Source organism: Dyadobacter chenhuakuii, from assembly GCF_023821985.2.
Lineage (GTDB): Bacteria > Bacteroidota > Bacteroidia > Cytophagales > Spirosomataceae > Dyadobacter > Dyadobacter chenhuakuii.
On the sequence record NZ_CP098805.1, the window covers coordinates 4,988,651 to 5,005,284 of the forward strand.

Here is a 16,634-nt window from a genome sequence, read left to right on the forward strand (position 1 = left end):
TAATAAGAAAATAGAGCACTAACTAGTTCACCGGAACATATATAAAAGTGAGGAAGCCGTTATTTCGCGGCCAGTTTGATTGCCGCAACCAATTCAGCAATAGTGAAGTATTTTGCATTTTTTTGTTGCCATTCCATTTGCCATGTTGTACCAGCTGCATCCCGATCGCAACGGACTTTGAATGTTGCATTCATGTCGTCGGTCAAACCAAAACCTTCTCGTTGCAAGGCCCGTCTGGTCCAGAAAGCCAAGACAGGATCACCCGCAATGCTTATTGAATGTGTGCAAACGTCCTGATAAATGTTGAATGTGCCGCTGGATTTATCAAAAAAGAATCCATTCTTTTCAAACGCTGCTTCAAATGCCCCGTTCAAAACAAGATCTTCGGGGACACCGGCTACCAGCTTGCCGTTTTGCTGCATAAGCCAGAGAATATCAGCAGCTTGTAATGCAAGGTCTAGTTCGTGTGTGCTTAGTAAGATGGCTTTTCCGGTTTGTCTGGCCAAATTATGAAGCAAGCGCATCATTTCCACGCGGTTGGGCAGATCCAGATGCGCGGTAGGCTCGTCGAGCAGAATGAGTTCTGTGTCTTGTGCAAGCGCACGTGCCAGCATGACCTTTTGCCGTTCGCCATCGCTCAGCTGATGGATTTTCCTGTTTACCAAATTTTCAACATTGGCCAGTAAAATAGCTTCTTCGATCTTTTTATGGTCGATCTCACTTAATGCACCAAGCCAGCCGGTGTAGGGCGTGCGTCCTAATGTAATCACTTCCAGCGCGGTAAGATTGCCAGCCTCGATGCGCTCGGTCAAAACGAGGCTCAATGTTTGTGCGAGCTGAGCCGATTTTAATCCGGAAAGAAGTTGCTGTCCAATGTAAACAGTGCCTTCCAAAGCGGGTTGGAGGCCTGCAATTGTCCGCATTAATGTCGATTTTCCTGAGCCATTGGAGCCAAGCAGGCACACAAGCTGCCCCGGTAGGAGGGTTAGGTTCAGGTGTTTTGAAATAATGCGTTCTGTACGCTTGGTCTTATATCCAATAGACAAATCCTTCGTTACCAGAAATGGTTTTACATCACTCATGAGAAAGAAGAACGGAGGTTATTGCGGCTGATAATGATCCAGATAACCACCGGTGCGCCAAGTAGCGAGGTGACAACATTCACCGGAATGACGGTTTGCATGCCCGGCAACTGGGCAATGATGTCACATAAAAGCAGCAGCACCATGCCGGTGAGGCAGCAGCCGGGCATGAGCACCCGGTGGTCCGACGTGCCAAACAGCGAGCGCGTTATATGCGGAACAGCAATGCCGACGAATCCGATCGGACCGCAAAATGCGGTAATGCTTCCGGTTAGCAAGCTGGTGCTGAGCATGATGATCAGTCGTGTTTTTCCAATGGTAAGGCCCATGCTTTTGGCGTAATTTTCCCCCAACAATAGTGCATTAAGCGATTTGGAAGATATAAAAGCGAGTAGCAGCCCAAATGCGACCACACCCGAAAGCGCGTAAAGGTGATACTGCGTAACGCCCCCCAACGACCCGAATGTCCACATAATGTATTCCTGCAATTGTTCGGGCTGACTGAAATATTGCCAAATGCTGACAATGGAAAGCGTTATCGTCCCTATCATCACCCCCACGATCAGCAATATTACATTGTCCCGGATCCTTCCTGCAATCAGCAATATCAGCGAAAGAACCAGTGCCGATCCCAGCGAAGCCATCACAATGATGAGCCAACTGCCCGAAACGCCAAGTTTGCTGATCGCATACATGCTCGCGCTGCTTCCGCCTGCAAGCATTACCGCCGCCACGCCCAGTCCGGCGCCTGCTGTTATGCCCAGCTCCGACGGCCCCGCCAAAGGATTTCGGAACAAGGTTTGCATTTGTAATCCACTGACGGATAGTCCGCAACCGACCAGCATTGCCGTTATCGCTTTTGGGATGCGGATTTTTTCAATGATGAAAAGCCAGGCAGTATTTTCGGAGTCTTGTAAAAAAATGATTCTAAAAACTTCTTTAAGCGGAATTTGCACGGAGCCCAGCATTACATCCAGCACAAAAAACACAATTGCCAGCGCTGCCAGTCCCGAAAAAGTGAGCCGGTGCGCATTCAGGGGCGTTTTAAGCAATGGTGCTTTGTTGAGGGATCCGACCATTATTCGAGTTGCTTATAGTAGACCAAATTATGATTCGTCAGGAGTTCGGGATGCAATATTTTGATCAGATCAGAAAGGACAATGTGTGGGTTTACAGTTCCGGATTCAAAAAAATCATTCGCGCCCTGCTCATTAACACGTCCATTGTAACTGAACATTTGCCCCGATTTATAAGCCTTAAAATCGCTGTAACGTGAATCCTGCGCCAGAATGTTGGCTTTCGTATCACTTTTATCAAACCCAACATTCAGCCAGGCATCGGCTTGTAGAGCAATTGGATATACAGATTCGAAGTTCAAAGGCAGACTGCCCGTCGCCTTCATATTACTCCAATGATAATCCCCTCCCGCATCCCTGAAAAACTGCGACATATAGCTGTCCCCATTCGGTAAGAACCACGCATCTTTGGTATTCAAGCCCGAAATAACGGATGGCTTGATTTTCACCTCCTTAGCAAGCTGAGCCAACCGAAGATATTCATTTTCGATCTTGCCAAACTTTTCATTGACCAGCTCTTCCTTATTTAATAATGCGGCAATAAGCTTAACCCACTCGGCACGGGCCAGCGGCGTTTTTTCGATCCATTCCGAATTAATCAAAATGGGAATTCCTGCCTGCGTTAAAATGCTGTATTGGTCCACTTTCGCGCCGGGCCCGCCCATGGCCATGAGCACATCCGGGTGCATTTCCACGAGTTTTTCATTATTCAATCCCTGATCCCGTCCAATGTTAGCCACTTTGCCAGCTTCAATGCGCGATTGAATTTTAGGCGAATAAATGTATTGCGGGTTGCTAAGGCCAGTGATAATGTTCTCCGAATCCAGAAATTCCAGTAATGCAGCATGCATGGAGGAAGTAGCCACAATGCTTGTAACCGGAATGTTAATTACCTGCGCATTCTCGAAACCTTTCGGTCGTGGTGTTCCTTTTTCCAGTAAAATGTATTTTGAAGTATCCGTTGCTGTTTCAAAAGGGCTCAGGATGCTTACGATTTTGTAATTGTTGTGATAGGTTATCGTAAATCCTTGTGCGTGATTGATTTTGGTTTGGTCCTTATAGTTAACCGATTTCGAAGTTATGTTCTCCTCCCTTTTCGATGAATTTTCGGGATTACAGCTAAGGATTATTAAATAAAGAAAACACGAAAGGCAGAGGTTTTTGATCATTAGACGATGTAAGGAGCGTTGAGCAGAATAAAAATGTAGAAACAAGAATCAGATATAAGATAGCATTTGCTTCACATTTGCCAAGCCATTCTGGATGACCTCAGCTGATTCTGTTCCTTGATAGTAACCAATAAGATGTAATTCGCTGTAAGCATTGATCGTATGTTTCAGCAATTTTTTGTCATATTTTCTTAATCTGCCCTTGTAGTCCTCAATGCTTTGTGGCTTTACAAAATGAATACCTTCTTTTTGTTTCAGATATTCATCAAGAATTAGCAGCGCCGCTGAATAAGCAGTGCCTGCGGCCATTCTTACATATTTAATGTCCGAATACAATCCATCCTTTTTGCCTGCTTTTTCAGTCAGTATTTGTCTGGCATTTTCAAGATATCTTGCCGCTTCCGCACTTGGAGATAAAGGGTTTTCCATACTTTTCTTAGACATAGTTGTGTATTTGATAATGATATTTGTTTAGACGCAGGCCAGGGAAATTGGTCACTCAAAAATAGCACTTATTTTTCAAAGGCGTCAGAGGCCTGGGTCCGCAATTGGCACACTTTTAATATTTTTCAAGCCATGCCAGCACAATCTCTTTTACAGTTTACAGGGAAAAGTATATACTGCGCCGTTGCAGATGCGCACATTGATCCATGGATCCCCGTAGACCGGGCGATCATCACGCATGCGCACAGCGATCACGCGCGCTGGGGGAGCAAACATTATCTGGCCCACAAGGATAGCGAACCCATTTTACGGCTGCGATTAGGGCAGGATATTTCCTTACAAACCGTTGAGTACTACGAGAAATTTGTGATCAATGGTGTCACATTTTCATTGCATCCTGCGGGACATATTATTGGTTCTGCACAGGTTCGCGTGGAGTATAAGGGGGAAGTCTGGGTTGCGAGCGGAGACTACAAGCTTGAAAATGACAACTTTGCAACGCCTTATGAGCCAGTCAAGTGCAATGTTTTTATTACTGAATCAACCTTCGGTTTGCCTATTTACAAATGGCAGCCTCAGCATGAGGTGATGAGCGAAATCGACAACTGGTGGCGACAGAATAAAAGTGAAGACAAAGCCAGTGTGCTGATGGGCTATTCATTGGGAAAAATGCAGCGGATATTGAAAAATATTGAATTACAGGACAAAATAATCTACGCACACGGCGCTATTTATACATTAAACGAGAGGTTAAGGCAGGCCGGTTTTCATTTGCCTGAATTAACATTGGTCACCAAAGAAACCGACCGGAAGCTATTCCGGGCATCATTGGTGTTAGCCCCGCCCTCGGTCGACAGCAGCACGTGGATCAAAAAGTTCGCCCCCTATTCCCTCGGTTATTGCTCAGGATGGATGGCCCTTCGGGGCGCCAAAAACCGCCGCGCCGTGGACCAGGGTTTCGTATTGAGCGATCACGTGGACTGGCCGGATCTGAACACTGCTGTAAAAGAATCGGGAGCCGAAAAAGTATATGTAACACACGGATATACAAGCATTTACGCGAGATATCTGAACGAAAATGGCATTGAAGCAGGTGAGGTCCACACCATGTACGGTAACGAAGATGAAAACGAGGAAGAAGAAGTTGTACAAGACATCAGCGCCGGAACCGACGCCTATGAAAAGCACAAAGAATTACTAGATGGCGAATTCATCACTGATACAAAGGCATCAACAAAAAAGTCCCCTTTAGGGGATTTAGCGGAAGGGGAAGGAGGCATCACACTATGAAACAATTCGCAGAACTTTTCATGAACCTGGACCGCACCAACAAAACCAATGCAAAGGTGGAGTTGATGAAGCAATATTTTCTGACTGCATCCGACGAGGACAAACTCTGGGCATTAACGCTTTTTACCGGTCGCCGGCCTTCGTTTAAGGTGAACAGGACGATGGTAAAAGAATGGGCCGCACAAGAAGCGGGTATTCCGATGTGGCTTTTCCAGGAAAGTTACCATAGTGTAGGCGATTTGGGTGAAACCATTTCATTGCTTTTGCCTAAAAGTAAGGTCGACGGATCGGACAAATCGCTTACCGAATGGTTCTATTATCTGGGACTTTTGCCCGGTATGACGGACGAAGAAAAACGTGACCATATCCTGCAAGCCTGGATGCAATTGTCTCAGCACGAGACTTTTGTTTTTAATAAATTATTGATGGGCAGTTTCCGGATCGGGGTTTCGCAGACATTGGTGGTGCGTGCATTGGCGGAAGCCACCGAAACCGATTCTAATGTGATCGCACACCGGGTTATGGGTCAGTGGGAGCCGTCGGGGACAACCTTTGAGCAGTTGATATTGGATAAAGGGGAAAATGACAACGCATCGCGCCCATATCCGTTTTTCCTGGCTTATCCGATCGAAGGCGACGTTTCTGGTTTGGGAAACCCCGAAGATTGGTTTGCCGAATGGAAGTGGGACGGCATTCGCTCACAAATTATTTATCGCAACAATGAGCTTTTTATCTGGACTCGCGGCGAAGAATTATCGACCGAAAAATTCCCGGAACTGCATTTTTTAAGTGAAGTTTTGCCAAACGGAACGGTCCTCGACGGAGAGATCGTAAGTTATATGGATGATAAACCAATGCCGTTTAATGTGCTGCAAACGCGCATAGGCAGGAAAAACCTATCCAAAAAAGTGCTGGAAGAAGCACCAGTCGCCTTTCTGGCTTATGATATTTTGGAAGTCAATGGTGAAGATATCAGGGGGCTTACCCAGCAACAACGCCGGACCGAGCTGGAACTCATTCATCAAAAAGCGCCTGATCAATTTGTATTTAATCTGTCGCCGCTCATTGATTTTAATGAATGGGCAGTTTTGCGGGAGTTGCACACACTTTCCCGGCAGCATATTGCGGAAGGTTTTATGATCAAAAGGAAAGAAAGCACTTATCAGGTTGGCCGTAAAAAAGGCGATTGGTGGAAATGGAAAATCGATCCGTTAAGTGTGGACGCCGTGCTTATTTATGCCCAGAAAGGCTCCGGCAGACGCGCTGAATTATTCACTGACTATACATTTGCCGTCTGGGGCGAAGACGGGAAGCTGGTCCCATTCGCAAAAGCCTACTCTGGACTAACAGACGTAGAAATCGGCCAGGTCGATTATTTCATCAAACGAAACGTCCTGGAAAAATTTGGTCCGGTAAGGACCGTAAAGCCCGAATTAGTTTTCGAAATAGGCTTCGAAGGCATCAACGAATCATCCAGGCATAAATCCGGAATTGCAGTAAGGTTCCCAAGAATCCTCCGCTGGCGAAAGGACAAAAAAGCAGAGGAAGCCGACACGCTGGAAGCGTTGAAGGGGATTTTGGAGATGTATAAGTGAGGTCTACCAAATGACCGGCAAGATCTCGTTGTATTACTGAAATCGGAAATGATAGAACGAGCTTTGTCGGACAGCCGATTTTCTTCATCGAGTAACCAAACGTTATTTGGTGGAATAAGTTTTTAATTAAATTGAAATACACTTTACAAAGATCCCTTTGACCAAATCCCCCGGACATACAATCGTTGAACATTGGTTTAAGGCCAAGAAGTGGAAGTGGGCGGCGTTTCAGAAGGAGGCGGCAGAGGCTTATCTGGATGGGAAAAGCGGCCTGGTGAATGCGCCGACGGGGAGTGGAAAGACTTATTCGCTCTGGCTTCCGATATTAATCCGGCATATTAATGAAAAGGCGAATAAGGAACTCAAACCAAAACGAGGTTTGCAAGTTCTGTGGATCACGCCTTTGCGTGCATTGTCCAAGGACTTATTCCGGAATATGGAAAGTGCTGCGCTGGAAATGAACCTGACCTGGCGCGTAGGCATTCGCACCGGCGATACCAATGCCAAAGAAAAAAGCGATCAGAAAAAGCAAATGCCAGATGCACTGATCATTACGCCGGAAAGCCTGCACATTCTTTTTGCACAAAAAAACAGCACAGAAATATTTAAAAACCTGCACACCATCGTCGTCGATGAATGGCACGAGCTTATGGGCAGCAAGCGCGGAACACAAACGGAACTGGCGTTGGCAAGGCTCAGAAGCATCAGGCCGGATCTCCAAACCTGGGGCATTTCGGCAACCATCGGCAACCTCGACGAGGCGAAACATGTGCTGGTCGGCATGAAGTTCCCGGTTGCCAAGTCCACGGTGATCAAGGCAAATACAGATAAAAAGATCCTGGTCGAAAGCATTATCCCTGAACGCGTGCAGACGTTGCCTTGGTCGGGATATATGGGGACGAGCCTGGTTGACCAGGTGGTAAAAATCGTCAATGAGAGTAATACGACGCTGCTTTTTACCAACACGCGTTCCGGAACCGAAATCTGGTATCGCACCATTATTGATAAATATCCTGAATTTGCGGGCATCATGGCGTTACACCATGCATCGCTGGACCGGGAAATAAGGGATTGGGTGGAGGAAGCACTGCACGACGAGCGGCTCAAACTGGTGATATGCACGGCCAGCCTCGATCTAGGGGTCGATTTTCGGCCCGTTGATACGGTCATTCAGGTTGGCAGTCCCAAGAGCATTGCCCGGTTTATTCAACGTGCGGGCAGGAGTGGTCACAGGCCAGGCGTGGATAGCAAAATTTATTTCTGTCCTACCAATGCTTTGGAGCTCATTGAGGCTGTTTCGCTTCGGGAAGGCGTCGCCAAAAATATGCTGGAAGACCGTCCGCCCGTGGCTCATGCATTCGATGTGTTGGCGCAGTGGATGATGACTTTGGCAGTGGGCGAAGGTTTTGATGAGGCTCAATTATTTGATGAAGTTTGTGACGCTTATGGTTATCAATATCTGAACCGGCAGGAGTGGGAGTGGCTTTTGGGATACATTACCACCGGAAGCTCTTCGCTTCATGTATATGATGAGTACAAAAAAGTAGAGCGCGTCGATGGCCTGTATAAGGTGACGAGCCGACGCGTTGCATTGCGTCACAGACTGAGTATGGGAACGATTGTCTCAGAAACAGGCATTAAGGTGAAGCTGCAAAGCGGGAAATATCTGGGAACGGTTGAGGAATCGTTCGTTACCTGGATGAAACCCGGGGACGTTTTTACTTTCGCCGGCATGACCGTTGAGTTCTTGCGGATCCATGAAATGACGGTTAGTGTCAAAAAAGCAGAGGGTAAAAAAGGCTTTCTGGTGCGCTGGGCTGGCGGAAGAATGCCGCTGTCGTCGCAGTTGTCCACATTCATCCGCGAGCGATTGGCCGATGCCCTCGAAAATCCGCATAAAGAGCTCGAACTAGCCAAAATGCAGCCGTTATTGGAATTGCAGGCAAGCCGGTCTATGATTCCAAAGACCGACGAATTGCTTATAGAGCAATGTGAAACCCGGGAAGGGCACCATATTTTCATATTTCCATTTGAAGGCCGTTTGGTGCATGAAGGGATGTCCATTATACTGGCCTATCGCCTGAGTCAACTTAAACCCATTACATTCTCAGTGGCTATGAATGATTATGGTTTTGAATTATTGAGCGATCAATATGTTGATTTTGAGCAGGTAATGAAGGAAGTTGATCTTTTTTCTACGAAGCATTTGGTCGATGACATTTATCAAAGTGTGAATGCAACCGAAATGGCCAAACGGAAATTCAGGGAAATTGCCGCAATTTCGGGATTAATGTTTCAGGGTTATCCGGGCAAAAATGTCAAAACACGGCAGTTACAGGCTTCCAGCTCGCTGCTGTTTACGGTAATGACCAAATATGAAGACAACAATTTGCTGATCAAGCAGGCTTACCAGGAAGTTTTGACTTACCAGTTGGAGGAAGTGCGGATGCGGGAGGCGCTTGACCGGATCGCAACTCAGAAAATAATTGTAAAACAAACCCGCAAACCAACGCCTTTTTCGTTCCCTATAATGGTAGATCGGCTACGCGAGCAACTTACATCAGAAAAGCTGGATGACCGGATCCAGAAAATGATCAAACAGTATAGTAATGCAGATTGAAATCAAAGAAAACCATTTTATTTTACTCACACAAAGAGCCATTTTTTGGCAGGAAACGCAGACATTACTAATCGGAGACCTTCATTTAGGCAAGATCACCCATTTCAGAAAAGAGGGAATTGCGGTGCCGCCCAATGCGATTGAAAACAATTTCGAAAGATTAAACGAGCTGGTCCAAAACACCGGCGCCACCCGTATCATTTTCCTGGGAGACCTGTTTCATGCACAATACAACGCTGAATGGGAGCTTTTTAAGAACTGGCGCACGGCACATCATTACATTGAAATGCTGATCGTTATCGGCAATCACGACATTTTGCCGGTAAGTATGTTCCTGGAATGCAACCTGGAAGTGCATTTAAACGATTATGAAGAAGGCAATTTCATTTTCACCCACCACCCAAAAGTCGATGCAGTTTCAGAAAAATTCATTTTCGCCGGCCACGTTCACCCCGTTTTCACAACCTACGGAAAAGGCCGCCAAAGCGTGCGTCTGCCGTGTTTCGTAATCGATAACCATCAAGCCATCGTCCCCAGCTTCGGCGTTTTCACAGGCGGTTTCCAAATGGACCTGGCCAAGGATAGGAAGATTTATATTACTACGGAGACCAAGGTTTTTTCGGTTTGTTAATGCGGTTTTCCTTGATTTGGCTATGTTTCAGACATATAATGTGTTCTTATAACCATCCCCGAGTTTCGCAATCAAAGTTGCCACACGGAGCTGGTTCACGATATGTTCCCGCATTTCTGGTGTTACCTGGCTCAGGTTTTCTGTAAATAAAAAGCTTTCTATCATTGCGTGCAGCGACCCAATCATTTCGCTTCCTTTATCTGTTTGAAAAAACTCTTTTACGATCTCAAATTGCTGCCTTAACGCAGCTTCGTTACCGATAATTTTTTCATTCCCGCCGTTCATTTCTTTGTTTGTTGAATTTTGTAGTGTGTACATATTTTTGATGAAGTTTGATTGTGAACTTGATTGAACCGAACCCGGATGCCATTGTTCTGTGGCAATGCTCCGGGTTTTTTTGCAGACCTGATTTACGGAGAACTCCATAAAATTCTGGTAAATAAAAAGCCTTGTTAAGGCTTGTATTTGACCAATGTTTCGATCTCAAAATGACCATATTCGAGCAAAATTTGTTTCATTCGTTTTTCGGATATTCCTTTTCCGTATATGTAATCCTGCATTGCCTGCACCGCTTTCCCTCTTTTCATCTCCGGCGTCAATGTAGGATATAAATTCTTTACCCACCACTCAAAAGCTTCTTCTACGGAGCTGAATGTTTTCATTTTCCAAAGATAGTTGTTTTACGGAGAAATCCATAATGTTGGTATTATCTTTAAATTTTCCATTCCTGCCGTTTATTTTTTTTGTGAGATTATAGTTGAGTCGTATTTATATATTCGTATGGGTCAAGATGCATCTAACACTATGAGATTTATATCAAATACAGTTTCCAAAGCCGTTATTGGCAAAGAAGCTAAAAAGCTTATAAAAGCGGTCCGAGAGAACAGGCATGTTGCTATTGAGCAGGCAATGGAGACTATTAAGCGCATTGTGGAGCGCAGATCTATTAATTGCAAGTAATGTTTGGATTCATGATTGTCAATCCCGAAGAAAAGCTTCTGCCTCTCCCTTATCCTCCGGCAATTCTCTCTTATTATCCGCGGTTTTCATAAACTCCAAAATCTCCCCATATCTACCATTCCAGGGATTGAAAAATTGAGTGATCATGGGAATGTGTTTTTTGCCTTTTTGAATGTGATAGGGTGTTGCTGGTGCGTAGGTTTTTAGGGCTTTGATGAATTTTTCGTTGCTTGCCAGGATAGAAGGATAGGTTTTTCCGCCCCGGTATATGAGCATGGGAGGCATGTTGCTGTGCAGGTGATACAGTGGTGTGGCTTTTTTCCAGGTGTCGGGGTTGTTGGAAAATGTGTTGAGATAGGTGTTGCCTTTTTCGAATTTTTCTTCTTGCAAATATCCGTACATATCCAGCCCGGCGGCGTCAATGAGGATTACACCCGCAAGCGGATTTTCCAGGCCGATGTTTTTGAAATAATGTTCATCCGTGGCAACCAATGCCGCAAGATGGCCGCCTGCGGAATGTCCGGACAGGAAGATTCTGTCAGGATTTCCTCCATACTGACTGATATTTTTCTTAACCCAATCAACAGATTTGGCAACCGAAACGGCCATGGCATCATAGCCAGCAGTGGGGCTTAGTGGGTAGTCCACAAGCACGGTTACCACCCCTTTTTTGGCCCAATGTCCTCCAATAATGTTGTATTGCGACTTCTTGCCGGAATTCCAGTTGCCGCCATGAACAAAAATCAGGACATCACTGGCCTCGGAATGCTTCTTTGGCGCAAACACATTGAGTTGCTGTTCTGCGGAAGTTTTATCTGCTTTTTGGTATACAATATTCTTCGACTTCGTTATCCTTTTAAAAGAACAACCTGATAATGTGAGCATAAATGCGCCCAATAAAATCATTAAAAGTATTAGTGTGATCCGTGCCTGCGCTTTCATAAATCTTTCTGAATATGATAACACATACGAGAGAAGCATCTTAAAAGATTTAAAAGCAAGTAGTTAAATCATGGCGGCGGCTTAATTTTATTATTCTGGTGTAAAAAAATTGAGGGCAATATGGCTGAGGTGATTAACATTAAAGTGAACGGCAAAACCCACCGCGTTACGGCGGACCCGGAAATGCCGCTGCTTTATCTTTTACGAAATAACCTGCAACTGAATGGCCCGAAATATGGCTGTGGCATAGAACGTTGCGGCAGTTGCATGGTGCTCTTGAATGGCAAAGCGCAACCTTCTTGCGTAATTCCCGGCTCGGCTGCGGCAGTTTATGAAGTGACAACATTGGAAGGATTTTCCATTAATAATGTGCTTGATCCGATCCAAGAGGCATTTATTGAAGAGCAGGCTGCGCAATGTGGCTATTGCACTAGCGGGATGATCATTTCTGCTAAGGCACTTTTAACAGAAAACAAAAATCCAACTGACCAGCAAATACGGCAGGCTTTGCAACGGAATTTGTGCCGATGCGGAACGCACACGCGCATTATTAATGCTGTAAAAAAGGCGGCTGCTAAATTGAATAAATGATGGACGAATTGAATGATATAAGGTCTGGCAGACGTGGTTTTCTCCGGAGTTCGGGTTATCTGCTGATGGGTTTTACGCTCATGCCCGGACTTGGATTTACTATGCAGCCGGATGAATGTTACTCGCCGGAACAAACGTTGATCGCAGATCGCGAGGCAATTGATTCGTGGATCAGATTTGATGATACGAGCATTCTGACGGTGTTAACAGGTAAAATGGAGCTTGGGCAGGGAATACGGACGGCATTAATGCAAATGGCAGCTGAGGAACTGGACATTGAGATGAAGCAAGTTCGTATCATCATTGCGGACACCGGGCAAACGCAGGACGAGCGCTATACGGCCGGAAGCGGGTCCATTGAAGGAAGCGGAAATGCGATCAGAAATGCTGCTGCTGAGGCTCGGAAGTATCTTTTGACATTGGCAGCAAAGGAATTAGGCTCAAATGTGAATGAACTTTCGGTTCAAAATGGAATTGTTAAATCCGCCAAAAATCAGAAAACAATTGCCTATAAAGATCTTGTAAAAGGAAAACGTCTGGAAGCAGAAGTCACTGGAAAGGCTGATCTGAAAAAGCCTGGTGATTACAAGCTTGTCGGTAAGCCGATCAAAAGGACTGACATTCAAGAGATAGCGGTGGCGAAAACGCACTTTATCCAGGATCTGCGGTTCCCGGATATGTTGCATGCGCGGGTGATGAGGCCACCGGTTTATAATGCCAAATTGATTTCGCTTCCAACGGAACAAATCCAAAAATCCCCTGGCGTTTTGAAAATCGTAATTAACGGAAGTTTCGTTGCTGTGATTGCTTCGCAGGAATACGAGAGCATGAAGGCGTTGGGTAAAATGAAGGAGCTGGCCAAGTGGGAAAGCACGCGGATAGCGCCTTTGCCAGGTCATTTGTACGCTGATATGATCAAAAATAGCAGTGCCGGCGAAATTGTGGAAGGAGATAAAAGTGCAAATAGTAAGGTTTGGGAGAACGGAATAACACTCGAAGCGGAATACAAACGGCCTTATCAAATGCATGGCTCCATAGGCCCGTCTTGCGCGATCGGTCTCTGGAAGGATGATCAGCTGACGATCTGGTCACATACGCAGGGCGTGTATCCTTTGCGAAGCACAATCAGCGATTTGGTGGGTTTGCCTCTGGAAAAAATCAGGGTCATAGGCATGCCGGGCGCGGGTTGCTATGGACATAATGGCGCCGATGATGTGGGAGGTGATGCTGCATTACTGGCTCTGCAAATGCCTGGAAAGCCGGTGCGTGTGCAATGGATGCGGGAAGATGAGCACAAATGGGAGCCTTATGGGTCTGCTATGGTGCTGAAAATTAAAGCTGCATTGACTGCTGATGGCAAAGTAACTGCCTGGGAAACAGATATATGGTCGGACACACATAGTTCACGGCCAGGTGGAAAGGCGGGGCATTTAATTGCAGGACAGCATTTGGAAAAGCCATTTGCTTTTGAAGGCGGTGGATTTGCAGGAGGCACGCATCGGAATTCGCTTCCGTTGTATGATTTTGAATTCAAAAATGCTTCTGTTCACAGTTATAAAGGCCCTTTACGGACTTCTGCTTTGCGAAGTTTGGGTGCCTATGGCAACATTTTCGCATTGGAATCTTTCATGGATGAGCTGGCGGTGAAAGCCGGGAAAGATCCCGTTCAATTCCGTTTGGATCATTTAAATGATGACAGGGCCAGAGAAGTGATTACGACTTTGGTGAAAAAAGCAGGTTGGGATTTGAAAAAAGAGCCCGGATTAGGAAAGGGTTTTGCTTTTGCTCAATATAAAAATAATGCTTCCTACTTCGCTGTAAAGGCCGAAATCAAGCTGGATAGGGCGGCAAAAACCTACCGTCTGGTAAAATTGACAGGCGTAATTGATGCAGGGCAAGCCATTAATCCGGACGGAATTATCAATCAGACTTCCGGCGGGATGATCCAGGCTGCGAGCTGGACCATGTTGGAGCAAGTTCAGTATGGTGCAAATGGTGTGGAAAGCAGTTCGTGGGAAACTTATCCGATTTTCCGTTTTGAAGATGTGCCTCACACAGAAGTGTTTGTGATTGACCGGCCGGAACTTGAACCGCTGGGTGCGGGAGAAGCGGCACAAGGGCCTGTGTCAGCTGCGATTGCAAATGCTATTTTTGATGCGACGGGAAGCCGTTTGCGAGAACTTCCGTTGACTCCTGATAAAATCGATTGGACGAAAATCAGCTGACCGGGACAGGTCGGGCAGCATTACTGGATGCAAGATGCCTGGCGATAACACGGATCAGCTCGTCCGCCTTGAATGGCTTGGTCACAAAATCATTGAAATGGCAGGATTCAAGTTCCGGGGCGTTTTCAGCGAAAGTGTCTGCTGTAAAGGCGATTACGGGAACATGCGTATATTTCGGATACTGGCTCCGGATGGTTTTCATGGCCGTAATGCCATCCATAACCGGCATTTGAATGTCCATTAAAATAAGGTCATAGCCATCGTTTCCGTTGAGGCTGGTCAGCACTTCCCGGCCGTTCCCGCAAATGGTAAATTCTGCTTCCCATCTTTTCAGTAAATGTTTGAGCAGCATCTGGTTAGCAGGAACATCGTCCGCTGCCAGGATCCTGAAACCTTTCAGTGAGAGGTTTTCGGGCGCGCTGGCTTTTTCTTCTTCTAACGAAAGTCCGCCTTTTCCAAAATTGAGCACAACACTGAAAGTCGCACCTTCGCCAAGCTTGCTTTTGGCGGAAATGGTGCCGTTCATCAGTTCTGTAATTTTGCGGGTAATGCTTAAACCGAGGCCGGTTCCACCAAAATATCTGGTAGCATTGTTGTGGTGCGCCTGCGAAAAGCTTTCGAAGATGTCGTTTAACTTGTCTTCGGAAATGCCTATGCCTGAGTCAGATACATCAATCCTGAGATCCACATTCCTGCCATGGTCTTTTTCCAGCTGAACGGCAATTTTGACAAAACCATTTTCTGTAAACTTAATGGCATTGCCAACCAGATTATTGAGAATTTGATTCAGGCGATATGCGTCGCCCATGAGGATCTGAGGAACATCATCGGCACATTCAAACAGCAGGTCAATGGATTTTTCCCTTGCCCTCACATCAAATGTCCGGATCAGCACATCCAGCTTTTCTTTTAAGTCAAACTGAAAACTTTCCAGCCCGAATTTTCCAGCTTCAATTTTAGAAAAATCAAGAATGTCGTTCAGGATAACGAGCAGGTTATCAGCCGAACTTTTGATCATTTTCAAATATTCCTTGTCCTGTCCCTGGAAATCGCTGTTTAACAGAATATCGGTAAAACCAATAATCCCGTTCATGGGCGTGCGGATCTCATGGCTCATTGTGGACAGGAAGTCGGACTTGATGCGCGTTGCTTCTTCGGCGTCGCGCTTCGCTTGTATGAGTTCCTGTTCCGCCTGTTTCCGGCTGGTAATGTCAATGGCCGTGCCAAGCACTTCCTGCACCGTTCCTGCTTCATTGCGCTTAAACGGCACTTCCCGCGTGATAATCCAGACTTCCGAACCATCTTTGTGTTTGAGCCTGAACTCCTTTTCAATCACATCTTCATCCTTCACATAATGCCGCATATAATGATAATGCCGCCGGAAAGTAAGCTGATCCTGATTATTAATAATCTGTTTCAGCCCGTTCTTAGAGTCGGTAGCAATGTCATCTTCGGAGTAGCCCAGTATTTTCCAGATTTGTTTATTATGAAAAATGTTGGTCCATTTCTCAATGTCGATCACATAGATAATGTTGGGAGACAGGAGGGCGATTTTATTTATAAATTCCTCTTTCTCTGCTAATTCATGCCTTGCGTCTTCCCGGTCTTTTTCCACTTCGAGCATTTGCCCGAGTGTGTGAAAAGCCTTGGTCAGCTTTTCGGCCGTGATCTCGGATTTGGGATAATAATCCGTTGCACCCGCTTTCATCATTTCCACGGCAATCCGCTCGTCGCCCTGGGAAGTGAGCACGATAACGGGCAGCTGCGGCGCCCTTTCTTTGATCTTTTTCAGCAATTCCAGTCCGCTCGTTTTGGGCAGCTGGTAATCCAGGAATACGCAGCCCGGCACCCAGGAATCGAGGGTTAGCAGCGCATCTTCGGCATATTTGCAGATTTTTACCTCTCCAATCTCCACCTGAGACTTCCTGATCGCCCGCAATAAGTTCATTGCGTCGATCTCATCATCTTCAACCAGAAGAATACTGAAAGGGGTCATAGAATGGAGAATA

The 16,634-nt window shown here is 46.0% G+C and carries 14 protein-coding genes; 6 read left to right on the forward strand and 8 right to left on the reverse strand.

Annotated features, from left to right (window positions below):
- Positions 1-59: 59 nt before the first annotated feature.
- The 4 genes from NFI80_RS20830 to NFI80_RS20845 are packed head-to-tail and all read right to left on the reverse strand — an operon-like array spanning position 60 to position 3,771.
- On the reverse strand, positions 60-1,082 hold the full coding sequence (locus tag NFI80_RS20830; protein WP_235166154.1) for an ABC transporter ATP-binding protein: 1,023 nt from the start codon (positions 1,080-1,082) through the stop codon (positions 60-62).
- Positions 1,079-2,161 carry a FecCD family ABC transporter permease gene (locus NFI80_RS20835; RefSeq protein WP_255703609.1) on the reverse strand — a complete coding sequence of 361 codons (1,083 nt, stop codon included), beginning with the start codon at positions 2,159-2,161 and terminating at the stop codon, positions 1,079-1,081. The genes NFI80_RS20830 and NFI80_RS20835 overlap by 4 nt, the downstream gene beginning before the upstream one ends.
- Positions 2,161-3,327, reverse strand: coding sequence for an ABC transporter substrate-binding protein (locus tag NFI80_RS20840; protein WP_235166156.1), 1,167 nt, complete (start codon positions 3,325-3,327; stop codon positions 2,161-2,163). The genes NFI80_RS20835 and NFI80_RS20840 overlap by 1 nt, the downstream gene beginning before the upstream one ends.
- Before the next feature lie 48 nt (positions 3,328-3,375).
- Entirely contained in the window at positions 3,376-3,771 is a 396-nt protein-coding gene (locus NFI80_RS20845; RefSeq protein ID WP_051350346.1) for a DUF5618 family protein, read from the reverse strand.
- Positions 3,772-3,903: 132 nt separating this feature from the next.
- Between NFI80_RS20845 and NFI80_RS20850 the strand changes: the two genes are divergently transcribed.
- The 4 genes from NFI80_RS20850 to pdeM all read left to right on the forward strand — a co-directional run bounded on the left by NFI80_RS20850 (position 3,904) and on the right by pdeM (position 9,907).
- Complete coding sequence (locus tag NFI80_RS20850; protein ID WP_235166158.1) at positions 3,904-5,061, forward strand: ligase-associated DNA damage response exonuclease; 1,158 nt, start codon at positions 3,904-3,906, stop codon at positions 5,059-5,061.
- On the forward strand, positions 5,058-6,656 hold the full coding sequence (locus NFI80_RS20855; RefSeq protein ID WP_235166160.1) for an ATP-dependent DNA ligase: 1,599 nt from the start codon (positions 5,058-5,060) through the stop codon (positions 6,654-6,656). The genes NFI80_RS20850 and NFI80_RS20855 overlap by 4 nt, the downstream gene beginning before the upstream one ends.
- A 157-nt stretch (positions 6,657-6,813) precedes the next feature.
- Positions 6,814-9,276 (forward strand): ligase-associated DNA damage response DEXH box helicase, encoded by a 2,463-nt coding sequence (locus tag NFI80_RS20860; RefSeq protein ID WP_235166162.1) that lies wholly within the window; start codon positions 6,814-6,816, stop codon positions 9,274-9,276.
- On the forward strand, positions 9,266-9,907 hold the full coding sequence (gene pdeM, locus NFI80_RS20865) for a ligase-associated DNA damage response endonuclease PdeM (RefSeq protein ID WP_235166164.1): 642 nt from the start codon (positions 9,266-9,268) through the stop codon (positions 9,905-9,907). The genes NFI80_RS20860 and pdeM overlap by 11 nt, the downstream gene beginning before the upstream one ends.
- A 27-nt stretch (positions 9,908-9,934) precedes the next feature.
- Here pdeM and NFI80_RS20870 read toward each other — a convergent pair whose 3' ends face one another.
- From NFI80_RS20870 to NFI80_RS20880, 3 genes are all read right to left on the reverse strand, one after another.
- On the reverse strand, positions 9,935-10,225 hold the full coding sequence (locus NFI80_RS20870; protein WP_235166166.1) for a hypothetical protein: 291 nt from the start codon (positions 10,223-10,225) through the stop codon (positions 9,935-9,937).
- A 134-nt stretch (positions 10,226-10,359) separates the two neighbouring features.
- Positions 10,360-10,569, reverse strand: coding sequence for a hypothetical protein (locus NFI80_RS20875; protein ID WP_233798877.1), 210 nt, complete (start codon positions 10,567-10,569; stop codon positions 10,360-10,362).
- A gap of 316 nt (positions 10,570-10,885) precedes the next feature.
- Complete coding sequence (locus NFI80_RS20880; RefSeq protein ID WP_235166167.1) at positions 10,886-11,809, reverse strand: alpha/beta hydrolase; 924 nt, start codon at positions 11,807-11,809, stop codon at positions 10,886-10,888.
- A gap of 120 nt (positions 11,810-11,929) precedes the next feature.
- On the opposite strand from NFI80_RS20880, the gene NFI80_RS20885 reads away from it, so the two are divergent.
- Both NFI80_RS20885 and NFI80_RS20890 read left to right on the forward strand, forming a co-directional pair.
- Positions 11,930-12,400 (forward strand): (2Fe-2S)-binding protein, encoded by a 471-nt coding sequence (locus NFI80_RS20885; RefSeq protein WP_235166168.1) that lies wholly within the window; start codon positions 11,930-11,932, stop codon positions 12,398-12,400.
- Complete coding sequence (locus tag NFI80_RS20890) at positions 12,397-14,625, forward strand: xanthine dehydrogenase family protein molybdopterin-binding subunit (RefSeq protein ID WP_235166170.1); 2,229 nt, start codon at positions 12,397-12,399, stop codon at positions 14,623-14,625. Before NFI80_RS20885 ends, NFI80_RS20890 begins: the two co-directional genes overlap by 4 nt.
- Here NFI80_RS20890 and NFI80_RS20895 read toward each other — a convergent pair.
- On the reverse strand, positions 14,618-16,621 hold the full coding sequence (locus NFI80_RS20895) for a response regulator (protein ID WP_235166172.1): 2,004 nt from the start codon (positions 16,619-16,621) through the stop codon (positions 14,618-14,620). The two genes, NFI80_RS20890 and NFI80_RS20895, sit on opposite strands and share 8 nt — an antisense overlap.
- Between the last annotated feature and the right edge of the window lie 13 nt (positions 16,622-16,634).

Bases quoted from the DNA above. Each gene is read 5' to 3' on its own strand.
- NFI80_RS20830 (WP_235166154.1), bottom strand. From the start codon at position 1,082: ATGAGTGATGTAAAACCATTTCTGGTAACGAAGGATTTGTCTATTGGA.
- NFI80_RS20835 (WP_255703609.1), bottom strand. From the start codon at position 2,161: ATGGTCGGATCCCTCAACAAAGCACCATTGCTTAAAACGCCCCTGAAT.
- NFI80_RS20840 (WP_235166156.1), bottom strand. From the start codon at position 3,327: ATGATCAAAAACCTCTGCCTTTCGTGTTTTCTTTATTTAATAATCCTT.
- NFI80_RS20845 (WP_051350346.1), bottom strand. From the start codon at position 3,771: ATGTCTAAGAAAAGTATGGAAAACCCTTTATCTCCAAGTGCGGAAGCG.
- NFI80_RS20850 (WP_235166158.1), top strand. From the start codon at position 3,904: ATGCCAGCACAATCTCTTTTACAGTTTACAGGGAAAAGTATATACTGC.
- NFI80_RS20855 (WP_235166160.1), top strand. From the start codon at position 5,058: ATGAAACAATTCGCAGAACTTTTCATGAACCTGGACCGCACCAACAAA.
- pdeM (WP_235166164.1), top strand. From the start codon at position 9,266: ATGCAGATTGAAATCAAAGAAAACCATTTTATTTTACTCACACAAAGA.
- NFI80_RS20870 (WP_235166166.1), bottom strand. From the start codon at position 10,225: ATGTACACACTACAAAATTCAACAAACAAAGAAATGAACGGCGGGAAT.
- NFI80_RS20875 (WP_233798877.1), bottom strand. From the start codon at position 10,569: ATGAAAACATTCAGCTCCGTAGAAGAAGCTTTTGAGTGGTGGGTAAAG.
- NFI80_RS20880 (WP_235166167.1), bottom strand. From the start codon at position 11,809: ATGAAAGCGCAGGCACGGATCACACTAATACTTTTAATGATTTTATTG.
- NFI80_RS20885 (WP_235166168.1), top strand. From the start codon at position 11,930: ATGGCTGAGGTGATTAACATTAAAGTGAACGGCAAAACCCACCGCGTT.
- NFI80_RS20890 (WP_235166170.1), top strand. From the start codon at position 12,397: ATGATGGACGAATTGAATGATATAAGGTCTGGCAGACGTGGTTTTCTC.
- NFI80_RS20895 (WP_235166172.1), bottom strand. From the start codon at position 16,621: ATGACCCCTTTCAGTATTCTTCTGGTTGAAGATGATGAGATCGACGCA.